Annotated in this window: 15 protein-coding genes; all 15 read left to right on the forward strand. The window is 26.5% G+C overall.

The genetic code is table 4. The annotated features are described in order from the left end of the window. Window positions 1–26 precede the first annotated feature (26 nt). Entirely contained in the window at window positions 27–260 is a 234-nt protein-coding gene (secG, locus tag HF996_RS01370) for a preprotein translocase subunit SecG (protein ID WP_168910294.1), read from the forward strand. Window positions 261–287: 27 nt separating this feature from the next. Next, window positions 288–2,387: a ribonuclease R gene (gene rnr / locus HF996_RS01375; protein WP_168910295.1), complete on the forward strand. Its 2,100-nt coding sequence runs from the start codon at window positions 288–290 to the stop codon at window positions 2,385–2,387. A gap of 120 nt (window positions 2,388–2,507) precedes the next feature. Then, window positions 2,508–3,278 (forward strand): hypothetical protein, encoded by a 771-nt coding sequence (locus HF996_RS01380; RefSeq protein ID WP_168910296.1) that lies wholly within the window; start codon window positions 2,508–2,510, stop codon window positions 3,276–3,278. Further along, the gene (locus tag HF996_RS01385) at window positions 3,260–3,952 is read left to right on the forward strand and encodes an ATP-binding cassette domain-containing protein (protein ID WP_168910297.1); all 693 of its coding nucleotides are present in this window, start codon (window positions 3,260–3,262) and stop codon (window positions 3,950–3,952) included. The genes HF996_RS01380 and HF996_RS01385 overlap by 19 nt, the downstream gene beginning before the upstream one ends. A 23-nt stretch (window positions 3,953–3,975) precedes the next feature. Then, complete coding sequence (locus HF996_RS01390) at window positions 3,976–4,833, forward strand: hypothetical protein (RefSeq protein ID WP_168910298.1); 858 nt, start codon at window positions 3,976–3,978, stop codon at window positions 4,831–4,833. 216 nt (window positions 4,834–5,049) lie between these two features. Beyond that, window positions 5,050–6,102, forward strand: coding sequence for a phospho-furanose lactonase (locus HF996_RS01395; protein ID WP_168910299.1), 1,053 nt, complete (start codon window positions 5,050–5,052; stop codon window positions 6,100–6,102). A 32-nt stretch (window positions 6,103–6,134) separates the two neighbouring features. After that, on the forward strand, window positions 6,135–7,916 hold the full coding sequence (locus HF996_RS01400) for a PTS ascorbate transporter subunit IIC (protein WP_168910300.1): 1,782 nt from the start codon (window positions 6,135–6,137) through the stop codon (window positions 7,914–7,916). A gap of 65 nt (window positions 7,917–7,981) precedes the next feature. Next, window positions 7,982–8,272 (forward strand): PTS sugar transporter subunit IIB, encoded by a 291-nt coding sequence (locus tag HF996_RS01405; RefSeq protein ID WP_168910301.1) that lies wholly within the window; start codon window positions 7,982–7,984, stop codon window positions 8,270–8,272. A gap of 11 nt (window positions 8,273–8,283) precedes the next feature. Continuing rightward, the gene (locus tag HF996_RS01410) at window positions 8,284–8,754 is read left to right on the forward strand and encodes a PTS sugar transporter subunit IIA (protein WP_168910302.1); all 471 of its coding nucleotides are present in this window, start codon (window positions 8,284–8,286) and stop codon (window positions 8,752–8,754) included. 66 nt (window positions 8,755–8,820) lie between these two features. After that, window positions 8,821–9,498, forward strand: coding sequence for a 3-keto-L-gulonate-6-phosphate decarboxylase UlaD (locus HF996_RS01415; RefSeq protein WP_168910303.1), 678 nt, complete (start codon window positions 8,821–8,823; stop codon window positions 9,496–9,498). Continuing rightward, the gene (locus HF996_RS01420) at window positions 9,470–10,366 is read left to right on the forward strand and encodes an L-ribulose-5-phosphate 3-epimerase (RefSeq protein WP_168910304.1); all 897 of its coding nucleotides are present in this window, start codon (window positions 9,470–9,472) and stop codon (window positions 10,364–10,366) included. The genes HF996_RS01415 and HF996_RS01420 overlap by 29 nt, the downstream gene beginning before the upstream one ends. Then, complete coding sequence (locus HF996_RS01425; protein WP_168910305.1) at window positions 10,359–11,090, forward strand: L-ribulose-5-phosphate 4-epimerase; 732 nt, start codon at window positions 10,359–10,361, stop codon at window positions 11,088–11,090. The genes HF996_RS01420 and HF996_RS01425 overlap by 8 nt, the downstream gene beginning before the upstream one ends. Continuing rightward, complete coding sequence (locus tag HF996_RS01430; RefSeq protein ID WP_168910306.1) at window positions 11,065–11,919, forward strand: HAD family hydrolase; 855 nt, start codon at window positions 11,065–11,067, stop codon at window positions 11,917–11,919. The genes HF996_RS01425 and HF996_RS01430 overlap by 26 nt, the downstream gene beginning before the upstream one ends. Before the next feature lie 3 nt (window positions 11,920–11,922). Next, entirely contained in the window at window positions 11,923–12,399 is a 477-nt protein-coding gene (locus tag HF996_RS01435; RefSeq protein ID WP_168910307.1) for an MPN499 family protein, read from the forward strand. A gap of 391 nt (window positions 12,400–12,790) precedes the next feature. Beyond that, window positions 12,791–13,435 (forward strand): Vmc-like lipoprotein signal peptide domain-containing protein, encoded by a 645-nt coding sequence (locus tag HF996_RS01440; protein WP_168910067.1) that lies wholly within the window; start codon window positions 12,791–12,793, stop codon window positions 13,433–13,435.

The raw sequence follows: 13,435 nt of genomic DNA on the forward strand, positions 1-13,435 counted from the left end.
AATATAAAATTTAAATTAAGGAAAAAATGTTAAAAGAAATATTGTTAGGCATAATTATCATCTTTTCAGTTTGTATAATGATACTCTCATTATTAATGTCTCCACATTCAAACTCATTTTCAGGAGCTCTTGTTGGATCTAGTGATCTAGATTTATTTAAGGTTTCAAAAGAAAGAGGCTTTAGAAAATTTACCAAATGAGCAATGTTTATTTGTGGTTTGCTATTTTTAACACTTGCTTTAATTATTAGATTATTATAAAATCCAACTAAATTAGGAAAGTCAAAAATGCAAATTAGTAATGAACAACTGTTTAACTTTTTAAAAAAACCAAGAAGTTTTATTGAAATTGCAAAAAAATTCAATATTTTTTTTGAAGAAAACCCTCAATTAACAAGCTTTTTATCACATTTAGTAGAATCAAATTTAATCTTTAAAAACAATAAAGGACTTTATTTTTGTCCAAATATTTTAAGTTCACATATCGGAATTTTTAGAGCAACCCAAAAAGGTTATGGATTTGTAGAATTAAAAGAAAGCTCCGATTCTGTTTTTATTCCAGCAAAATTTACTGCTTCAGCTCACGATCAAGATGAAGTAAAAATTAATGTTTATCAAGATGAAATTAAAAGTGATAAAACTTATGGAGTAGTTACAAAAATAATTACTCGCAAGCTTAAATTTTTAATAGGTAAAGTTATAAAAAATGGTGATTATTTTGATTTTGAACCATATAATAGCTTGAAAAATGAAGTATTTTTTAGATGAGTTTCTACAAAAGATTTAATTTTAAATGAGTATGTTAAAGTTGAAATTGTAGAATACAGTAAGAATATCTTGAAAATAGCTTTAGTTAAAAACATTGCCAATGAAAAAGAAAAATTCTGATATTTACAAGTTCCACTAGTTGAATCCGGAGTTGAAATTAATTTTCCAACCGACGTAGAACAAGAATTAGCTCAAATTCCAGATTCTATAGCTAAAATAGACGCAGATAGAATTGATTTAAGATCAAATACAATTGTGACTATTGATGGAGATGATACAAAAGATTTTGATGATGCAATTTCAGTAGAAAAACTTGCAAATAACAACTACAGATTGGGTGTTCACATAGCAGATGTTAGTTACTATGTAAAAGAAGATACATTTTTAAATGAAGATGCAGCTACAAGAGGTACTTCAATTTACTTACCGAACATGGTTATTCCGATGCTTCCAGAAAAACTCTCAAATGGAATTTGTTCTTTAAATCCAAATGTTGATCGATACACAATTACTATGGAAGCTGAAATTGATTCTCAAGGAAATAATGTTGATGTAAAAATATATCCTTCTGTCATAAATTCAAAAGCTAGATTAACATATAATCAAGTTAATAAATACTATAAAAATGAAGAAAATAATTTTACAAATGAAGTAAAAACACTGTTAGATAATGCTTTAGAATTAGCAAAAATTTTACGAAAATATAAAGAAAATCAAGGTTATGTAAATCTTGATATTGAAGAGACAAAAGTAATTTTAGATGAAGAAGGTTATACTAAAGCACTTGAAGTTAAAAAAACAGGAATTTCCGAAGCTTTAATTGAAGATTTTATGGTTAGAGCAAACGAAAATGTTTCTGAATATTTAGCCAAAAAGAAATTTCCACTAATTTATCGTATTCATGATAAACCCGATGTTGAAAGAATTGAAGAATTTAATCGAGTTTTAAAATCTTTAGGTGTAAATGTTGTCATTCCTTATCAATTAAGTTCAAAAACTTTTGCAGATGCAGTAGAAAAAATAAAAGAACAAAGACTTGATAATTTCATTAAAATAATGATTTTAAGAACAATGCAAAAAGCAGTTTATTCTCCGATAAATCATGGGCATTTTGGTTTAGCTTCTGAATTTTATAGTCATTTTACAAGTCCAATAAGAAGATATCCTGACCTTCTTTTACATAGGATAATTAGACATTTTTTATTTGAAAACAAAAAAGATGTGCTTCATTTTGAAAGGATTTTAGAACTTCAGTCAAAAACTACATCTGAGCTTGAACAGCGAGCACAAACTTTAGAAAGAAAAATAGTTTCAATTAAAAAAACAGAGTTTTTTTCAACTAAAATTGGAGAGAAATTCAATGGACAAATTACTTCAATTAAAAAGTTTGGTTTTTTTGTTGAATTAGAAAATAATGTAGATGTTTTAGTTCATATCAGCGACTTACAAACCAATGAAAAAGAAGAGTTTGTTCTTTCAGATGATGGTTTTACTTTAGCTAATAAATTTTACAAATACCAACTTGGACAACACATTCAAATTGAAATTTTAAATATTGATATTCCTTTTGGTAAAATTTCAGCAAAAGTAGTGTTAAATGAGCAAACCAACAACAAATAAAGAAAGGACAATATAGTGGTAAAAGTTTTTTATAAATTTAGTTTAACTTTAATGTTTAAGTCTATAAAAGGACTAATGCTGTTGCTCTTACCTTTTTTTCTAATTCTAATTTTGGAAATTTTGTTTATCCAATTAGTCACAACGGGAATTGAACCAACAAAAACAGATTCAAGTTCAAATTTTAGCGCTGAATTTCAAGCACAGCTTGCGATACAAAATATTTTTGTAATTCCAATTATTTTAGTCCCTAACATATGTTTATTACATTTATTTTTATGAATTATTTCACAATTTAAAAGAAATTCTTATCTGTACAAATTTTTTATTTATCACTATAAAGATTATAGTTATTTGTTAGTTTGATTATTTTTCTTCGTAGTTATTTTTATATTCAATTTTGCATTTTTCTCCTTGTTAATAGCCTTTTCTAAAATAAGATCATTTATACCAGTAAATTTTGTTTACATGTTTGTAACACCATTTTTAATTTCTTTATTTTTTTCACCATTACCTTTAATTTATTTTGTTATCAAAGCAAAAAAATACTGACTTTTTTTATTAATTTTTTACATTTTATTTTGCGGATTATTTTTAATAGGAATAGCACTAAAAATATTTTTACAAATACAACAATTATTTGGAGATAGATATTCAAAAAGCACAGACACTTTTTTAAATGTTTTAACTTATTTAGTACCTACTAATTTTTTGGTTAGACCTGTAGAATTGCTTTTTAAAGACACTCAACAAAATTCTTATTTTAATTTTTTTAGCCAGCAATGATTTAATTATGTTGATGTAATTGTTTATCCGATAGTATTAGTGAGTTTGAATGTTTGTGTTTTATCTACTAATTTAATTAAAGGAGCAAAATGAGTAAAATTCAATTAAAAGCAGTTAATGTTTCAAAAACATTCAAGAAAAAAATCATTTTTTCAAATGTGAATCTTGAGATATATGAAGGTGATTCGATAGCTATTTTAGGAAGAAATGGAAAAGGTAAAACATTGTTGTTAAATATTTTAGCAGGTTCTCAAGAACCAGATAAAGGTTATATAGAACTTTTTAACAACGATCCACAACATCCTTGAGATCATATTGGTTATTTAGAACAACAAGGTAAAAGAGTCAATAATATAAAAGTTAAAGATTTTTTAGCAGTAGTTCAACTCACTTTGCTTACAAAGGAAGCACAAGAAAATTATCAAGATTTAATAGAATTACTTGCAATAGAAAATATTTTTAATACAAAAATAGCTAGTTTATCAGGTGGGGAAAAACAAAAATTAGCAATTTTACAATTATTTTTAAATAAACCTAAAATTATTTTTTTAGATGAGTTATATAACAATTTAGATTATTTTATAAGAGAAAATTTAGTTAAATATATCCTTGAATATAAAGAAAAATATAATGCTACTTTATTATTTGTTTCACACCATAAAGAAGAAATTTTAAGATTAGCAACACGAATTTGACTACTAGAAGATAGCTCAATAAAAGTAAATACTAACGATATAGAAGGTTTTTTTAAAGAAGATAATAAAAACAATATTTTTATATAACAAAATTTAAAATAAGGAGTATTATGTTGAAATTATTTAAAAAAATTAAGAAGAAAAACATTCTTATTTTGCTAACTTCTTTTTCTATCATTGCTTTATCTTCGTTATCTTTTATAGCTTTAAAAAATAGATCTACAGTTAATTTAGAAACAGAAAATGTAAAAGTTTCAGATATAAGTAAATTTAGTATTGGTTATAAAATATCTGAAAATACAAAAAAACATTATTCATCAAATTCAGACCCTAAGGATCAAGATATTCATATTAGTTCAACAGAAATACTTCAAAAAGAAGCATATAAAATGATAAATGGTGAGTATCCTAAATCAAACGAAGAATTTGCTAAATGAAAAGCTAATTTAAGACAAAGTTATAATACTGATATAGATGGAAAAGATACATTTATTATACAGAATCAAGAAACCTGAGATTTATGAAGTCAAATTTATTTTCCAGTTTTAAAAAATATAATTAAAACTCCTGATTCCTTGGATAAAAAAATTAAAGAAATTTCTGAAAAAATTAAAGCAAGTAATACCCAAAACAAAAGCAGTTCATATTTTGATAAAAAAGATTTACTTATTTATACAGGATTTTCTTTTCCATCAAATTGAACTACATTTGATGACTTACCTGATTTTCAAGTTTCAAAAATTAAACTTAATTCTAAAACAGGGAATTTAGAACTTTCAATTATAACTCCTTCTGATCTTAGAGCAACAATTAGAAGAAGCGCTACTTCTACACAACTTCCTGCTTCATTTATTTTTAACATCTTTGTTTTAGAAATAGAAAAACCATCACAAACACAAGGACAAAATCAAAATCTTCCACAAATCAACCAATATACCCGAATAGAACCAGTTTTTGTTGCAATATAATTTACTTCTTTGCTACATAAATATTAAAATTTCCTTCAAAATGAAGGAAATTTTTTTAATTTCTTTTTGGATTTTTACCAAAATGAAATTAAAAATTTTTCAATAATATTCCGAAATTTTCTAACTTTTAATTATCTTTTTAAAATGTAATATAATACAAATATTTAAATAAAAATTTTCTACACAAAAGCTTTTAAAGTAGAAAAGAAAGGAAAAATGAAAAAATTTGCAAGAACAGTTTTAGGTGATATAAATCCTAGCCAATTAGGTGTGGCAGATTGCCATGATCACTTAATTAAAAATTATGGACCAGAAGCACACGAGCATCCAGATTTCATAATGATGTCTAAAGATGCTGCAGTAAAAGAAATGCTTGAATATGTAGCAAAAGGAGGAAAAACTGTTGTTACAATGGACCCACCAAATGTAGGTCGTGATGTATACCAAATGTTAGATATAGCGAAAAAATTAGAATCAAAAGCTAACATTATTATGGCAACAGGATTTCATAAAGCAGCTTTTTATGACAAAGGAGCTTCTTGACTTGCTTTAGCTCCAACAGATAAAATAGTAAAAATGATTGTAGCCGAAATAGAAGAAGGAATGGATGAGTACAACTACAGCGGACCTGTTGTTAAAAGATCTAAAGCAAAGGCTGGAATTATTAAAGCAGGAACAGGCTATGCAGCTATTGATCGTTTAGAATTTAAATCATTAGAAGTTGCTGCTAGATCTTCAATTTTAACCGGAGCTCCAATTTTAGTTCATACTCAATTAGGAACTATGGCTTATGAGGCTGCGCAATATTTAATTGATTTTGGTGTAAATCCAAGAAAAATTCAACTTTCACACTTAAATAAAAATCCTGATAAATTCTATTATGAAAAAATCATAAAAGAACTAGGTGTTAGTCTATGTTTTGATGGACCAGATAGAGTTAAGTACTATACAGATTCTACTTTAGCTGAAAACATCAAATACTTAGTAGATAAAGGTTATCAAAAACACATTACTTTATCTTTAGATGCAGGTAGAATTTTATACCAAAGACATTATGGAATTGAAAAAGGAAAATTCACTTTTGGACTAGGATATTTATTTGATCGTTTTATTCCTTTATTAAAACAAGTAGGAGTTTCACAAGAAGCAATTGATGATATGCTAATCAACAATCCACGTGAAATTTTAACCTTTGATGAAAAAAGAGAATTTAATAAAGATTCTTTACCACAAAGAGTTTTAGATATCAAAAAGACATTTAAAATCTAATTTATACAATAAGGAGCTTCATTTTTAAACAAATGAAAAAGATTAATTTATCCAGCAAGAAAAAGTTTTTAATTGGTTGACTTGCTTTTTTAGTGGCTAATTTAATTATAATTTTAGTAACTTTATTAGTAAAAGCAGCTAAACCAGCAATAGGCATTGAACCTTGATCATCACAAGCTTGATCTGGTGCTGGACTTTTCTTGATTAAAACAGTTTATGTTTCAAACTTTTTAGCAATAACTCCGATTTTATTAGCGACCATAGTTTTTACGGGTTATATGATAATAGGAAGAGGAATCAAGGATTCTTTCCTTGGAGCATTAAAAACAGCTATAGGATTTTTACTTCTAGGTATAGGTTCAGGAGCTTTAGTTGGGCTTGCAAAACCAGTATTTGAAGCTGTTAGAAAATTAGGTTCTTCAGCTGAAATTATTCCTTTAGATCCTTATTTTTCTTTATCACAATCACAAGATTTTTTAGCTCGTATTTCAGAGGTTATTAAACCAGGAATTGATTATTCTTCTTTATTTACTTTTACTTTATTAATTGCTTTTATAGTAAACATTATATTTGTAGCAGGAAAAAGATGAACTAATACAAATTCATTAATGATTACAGGGCATATTATGCTTCAACAATCAGCTGTTGTTACTTCAGTTTTATATGTTTTATTATTTAGACAAATTCCAATTGTAGATGGCGAACTTTCAGCTGGTTCACAAGCAGGTTTAGTTCTAATTTCAGGGCTATTTTTAGGAATTTATTGAGCAACTGCAACTACTGCTACTTTAAAACCGACTAATTTAGTTACTCAAAATGCAGGATTTGCTGTTGGACATCAACAAATGCTAGGAATTTTAACTTCATACAAACTAGGAAGATTTTTTGGTAAAAAAGAAGATACAGCCGAAAATAGAAAACTACCTTCATATTTGAAGATTTTTGAAGACAATATCTTTACTCAAACTTTAATTATTTTTGTTTTATTTGTTATTTTATTTATTGTTATCATTCAAGGATCAAGCAAGCCAGTTTTAAATGAAAATTTAATAGGCTTTACTAAAGATTCAGGACTTTCTTCTTGAAATGGAAACTTATATGGAGGAGCTAACTTCATTTTTAACATTATCGGAGGAGCACTTAAAATAGTAGCTGCTTTATTAGTAATAATAACAGGTGTTAGAATGTTCATTACAGAGCTTCAACAATCATTTCATGGAATTAGTGAAAAAATCATTCCAGGAGCAGTAGTAGCTGTCGATGTGGCAGCAACATACGGGTTTTCAATTAACTCAGTAACATATGGATTTGTTTCAGGAGTAATAGGTCAATTTTTAGCTGTAGGAATTATGATAGGAGTTTCAGCAATTCCAGGAAATTCCTACTCAAATATAGCAATTCCATTATTTATTACTTTATTTTTTAACTCAGGATCATTAGGTATTTATGCAAATGCATCAGGAGGTTGAAAAGCCGCAGCTATTGTTCCAGGTTTAATAGGATTTTTAGAAATCATAACAATTTCCTTTGCTACTAAATTTTTATCTAATGTAGCCATAGCAGATGGATTAAATAATCCAGTAGCACAAGGTTATATTGGAATGAGTGACTGAAACTTATTCTTTGGATTGCTAATTATCATTGGGGCTTATTCAGTACCGGTTGCTTGAATTTTTGTTTTTATAGCAATTACTGCACTTATTTTATTAGCTCAGATTATAGACTCTGGAAATCAAACCAAAAAAACTCATTTACAAAAATTATTTAAAATTAAAGTAGATAATTTAGAACAAGCATTTGAACAAAGTGCTTAAAAAATATTTAGTAATTGTTAAAATTATTCTAAAACACTATAAAAAAGAAGGAAAATAAACACAAGATGGCAAATTTAAAAGTAATCGCAGCTTGCGGTAACGGTATGGGAACTTCAATGATTATTAAGTTAAAAGTTCAAAAAATTTTAAAAGAATTAAACATTCCAGCAGACGTAGATGCTTTATCTATGGGTCAATCTAAAGGAATGACAAATTCAGTAGATATTATTATTTCTTCCAAACATTTAACTTCAGAATTTGTTCAAAATCAAAGAGCAAAAATTGTTGGAGTTACAAATTTAATGGACGAAAACGAAATTAGACAAGCTTTAAAAGAAGCTTTAAACTTAGTATAATTTGGATAATTATGGATTTATTACAAACATTAAAAAAATTTAATTCAATTAGATTAAACCTAGAAGCAACAGATTGAAAAGATGCAATTAGATTATCAGTAGAACCTTTAATTGAAAAACAAGCAGTTACTGAAGATTATTATGATGCAATTATAGAATCTACTATCAAAAATGGACCTTATTATATAATTGCAAACGATTTAGCTATGCCTCACGCTCAAAGCGATCGTGGAGTAAAAGAAAATTCGTTTTCATTAATTACATTAAAAAAACCAGTTTTATTTGATGGTGATAATCGTCCAGTTAAAATTTTAATTACATTAGCTGCAACTTCACCTGAAATTCACACTTCGGTTGCGCTTCCACAAATTGTTGCTACTTTTGAAGACGAAAATGTAGTAAAACAAATTTTAGATGCTACTAAAGTAGAACAAGTTGTCGATATTATTTCCAAAATAGATTTTAAAAAATACTTAAGTTAATTTTTTATTTTAAACAAGTTGGTGTCGCACCAATTTGTTTTATTTTCTTCATTTTGAAAGGAATTTATGCCATTACCATTATTACAAATCGCTTTAGATAATCTTACAATATCTGAAGCGATTGCTTCTGCAAAGAAAGCAGAAAAATATATTGATATTATCGAAGTAGGAACAATTTTACTAGCTTCAGAAGGAAAAAAAGCAATTGTTGAACTCAAAAAAGCTTTTCCAGACAAAATTATCATCGCAGATGGAAAAATTGCTGATGCAGGAAAAGTTTTTTCTAAAATGTTTTTTGAATCAGGTGCTGATTTTACAACTGCTATTTGTGCTGCTGAAACTCCAACTATGCAAGATATTTTAGATTATGCAAAATCTTTAAATCAAACAAATAAATTTGCAATTAAAAAAGATTTACAAATTGAAATGACTTCCAATTTTTCTTGAGAACAAGTAGAAAAATGAAGACAAATTGGAGTAAAACAACTTGTTTGACACCGTTCAAGAGATTTACAAGCAGCAGGTAAATCTTGATCAGAAAAAGATATTGAAATTGTTTCCAAACTTGCTTCAATGGGATTTAAAATGACTATAACCGGCGGTGTTGAAGTAAAAGATATTCATTTATTTAAAGATATTCCTGTATATATTTTTATTGCAGGAAGATCGATTAGAGATGCACAAAATCCAGAGTTAGCAGCTAAGGAATTTAAAGATGAATTTAAAAAATATTGATGAAAATAAACATTTTGTTGGAATTTATGAAAAAGCAATAGATAAACGCTATAGTTTTGAAGAAAAAATAGAGATTGCAAAAGAAGCCGGCTTTGATTTCATAGAACTTAGCGTAGATGAATCTGATGAATTTTCTGCTCGTTTAAATTGAACTGATAAAAGAATAAATGCTATAAAAATGAAGCTAAATAAAGAAAAATTCTATATTAATTCTATGTGTTTATCTTTGCATAGAAAATATCCGTTTGGTTCAGAATCTGCAAAAACTAGACAAAAAGCTTTACTTATAATGGAAAAAGCTTTAATACTAGCTAAAAAATTAGGTATTAGAATTATTCAATTAGCTGCTTATGATGTTTATTACGATCCTTGACATAAACAAGCTGAAAATTACTTTATCAAAACAGTAAAACAAGCTGCAAAATTAGCTCAAAAATACTCCATTACTCTCGCTTTCGAAACAATGGATACTAAATTTGCTTCAACAATTACAAGATGTTTATATTTGATTAAAAAAATTAATATGCCTAATTTATTTGTTTATCCAGATTTAGGAAATCTAAACAGATTTTCAAATGATATCGAAACTGAAATTAAACTAGGTCAAGATAAAATAGTAGCTTTCCACTTCAAAGATACATTAGAAAATACCTTTAAAAATGTAGACTTTGGTCACGGTGATGTTGATTTTGTCAGATCTTTAAGAGCTATTAATTCAATAGATTATCAAGGACCTTTTTTAATTGAAATGTGATATAAGGAAAAAGACTTTGATTTAAATAAAACACTAGAAGAAAATAAACAAGTACAAATTGATAATATAAAATCAGCAAGAGAATTTTTCTTAGATAAGCTAAGAAAGGCAAATAATGTTTAAAAATGAAGAAAAAATAAAGAAACTTAAACAAGAAGTATACGAAGCGAATATGCTACTTTATAAATATAAATTAGCAATTCATACTTGAGGAAATGTTTCAGCAATTTCGGAAGATAGAAAATTTATGGCTATTAAACCAAGCGGAATTTCTTATGAAACAATGACAGCAGAAGATATGGTGTTAGTAGATTTAGAAAATAATTTGCTTGAAAATAAAGGAATTAATCCTTCTTCTGATACTCCAACACATACTTTGTTATACAAGCAAGATTCGCGAATTAAAGCTATTGTTCACACACATTCACCATATGCAGTTGCTTGAGCTCAATCTGGATTTGATATTCCTTGTTTAGGAACTACACATGCTGATAATTTCTTTGGGTCTGTTCCTTGTGCTAGAGAATTAACAGATGAAGAAATTAATTCAAAATATGAACATAACACAGGGAAGGTGATTATAGAACATTTTTTAGAAAATAAGATAGATTTTATTGCCACTCCTGCTTGTTTAGTAAAAGAACACGGTCCTTTTGTTTGATCTGCTAAATCAGCTACTGATGCAGTAAATTTAGCTTTAACATTAGAAGAAATTGCTAAAATAGCTTTATTTACAAATCAAATTAATCCAAATATGAAGCAAGCCAATCCTACATTACAAAATAAACATTATCAAAGAAAACACGCGAAAAATGCCTACTATGGACAAAAAACAAATAAGCTTTAAAAATATAGTATTTGATCTTGATGGTACGCTTTTAGATAAAAACAAAAACATATTAGAATCTAGTAATAAAATTTTAAATCAACTAAAAACATCAACAGACAAAAAGCTAATAATAGCAACAGGAAGACCTTGATACTTTACAAAAAAATATATTAAATTAATTCAACCTGATTTTCCTATAGTTTCTTGTAATGGTTCTTTAATTTATGACTACAAAACTAAAAAAGTCATTTACATAAATCCTATAGAAAAAAATGTTGCAAAATCAATATTTGAAATATTAAAAAAAGAAGAAATTACTTTCTTAATTTATTCAGATCAGCAAATTTATGCTTTTTCAAAAAATAAAGTCAAAAAAGAGTGATTTACTTGACTAGAAAATACTCAAAAATCCTTAGAAAATGAAGAAAAGTTTGATATTAATTTCTTTGACACACAAGATTTAAGTTTTGATATTAATGCTTTAAAAGTTGTCAAATTTTTATTAATTAAAACAGATTCAGATCTTAAAAATGTAAATAATGCAGTAGAAGAATTTAAAGACTTTCAAGGAATTTATCTTCTTTCTTCTTCGCCAAGAGTTATTGATATTATGCCAGAAGGAAGTTCAAAAGGTGATGGGCTTGTCTTTTTAAACAAAGAGTACAACTTAGATTTAAAAAGCACCATTTGTCTTGGGGATGAAGAAAATGATGTTTCAATGTTTAAAGTTTGTAAGTACTCAGTGGCTATGGGTCAATCACAAGAAAAAATAAAAAAAGAAGCCACTTTTTCAATAGAAGATCACAACTCAGATGCAATTTATAACTTTTTCAAAGATATAATTTAAAAAATGAATAAACAAATAATAAGAAAAATTAGAGTTAATCACCTTTTAGATGGATATTGAATTATGCCATCAATGTTTTCGATTCTTACTCCCAGAATTTCAAAATATATTGTTAAAAAAGCAAAAACCTTAGATGAAATTATAGAATATAACAATCTGGAAAAACAAGAAGTCATTTTCAGCTTTAATAAAGATACAGAATTTAAAAAATTTAATTATTTGCTAAAAAAAAGAGAAATTGATTTTGTACTAGATAAAAAAATTGTTAATAATTTAACAAAAGAGACTAAATTTGAGTTTGAGGTAGTACCCAACCTTACAATTATTTTAAACTGAAAATCAATTAAATCAATTTACAACGGCTTAATTTTCTTCTTTAGTAAAGAATATTTTTTAAAATTATTAGTTAAAGAACAATTAAGAACTAAAAAAGAAAAAATTAGTTTATTGTGAACTTCAATGGGTTTTAAAGTAGTTTAAAAATTATACAAGCAAAAAAAAAAAAAAAAAAGAATATTTTGCAATTTTTGTAAAAATGATGTAAAATAATTCTGTTTATATAAACACCATTAAAAAAACCAATTAAAAATTAGGTTATTTTAATAAAAGTATAAGTTCACCCAACAACCAATTTTATTGGTTGTTTTTATTTTCTAAATTTAAAACTAATAAATAAAAGAAAAGGTTAATTTAAGTTCTAAATAATGATGAATTTTTTTTCTTAAGTTTCTTAGTTTTATTTGCTTTTAAAAAAATATTTCACAAATTTTCTCAAAAATATTTATTTATTTTTATAATGTAGTAAGAAATTTTTTAAAATGTTATTTTAATAAAACAAAAAAATTTCAATCTGTACTAACAAAGGAGATAAATGAACAGAATAAAATCTAAAAAGTTTTTAGGTTTTTTAACTGCATTAGCAATCCCAGCTGTTTCTATTGTTGCTGTTTCTTGTGGACCAAATAACTATACTTATTCTTCCAAAGACGTAACACTTGCTAAAGATAGTAAAACATTTGCTGATGGTAAAACCAAAGTAGCAGATGATAACACTAAAGCAAGATTTGAAATTACTATGCACAACATTGTTCCTAAACTTTTTGATGGAACTGCAATAGATTTAAGTAAATTAGAACTTGAATATATTCAATTTCCACATAAAATCAAAACAAAAGATGGTAACGAAGTTAAAGATCTCAAAGATGTTAAAGATAATAAAGATGGTAAATATGTTGTCGAAGTTGAAGGTGCAGTAGGTTCTGCTTTCGGTAGAACAGAAGAACAACAAAAAGAAAATGCTAAAAACATTAAAGTTGTAAAAAACCCAACTGTTGACCAAGATAAAAGAACAGTTACTTTCTTACTTGAACTACCTTTAGAATTAGTTGAAGTACCTTATAATTACAGAGTTGTAGTTCCTGCTCCATCAACTGATAAAAAAGCAACAGTGTTAGGTGGAATTGCTTTACTTAAAGTTCCTTCAAAAGATTCTTATAACAAAAAGATAAAAAGTTAG

The organism is Mycoplasma sp. 1654_15, from assembly GCF_012516495.1.
Taxonomy (GTDB): Bacteria; Bacillota_I; Bacilli_A; order Mycoplasmatales; family Metamycoplasmataceae; genus Mesomycoplasma.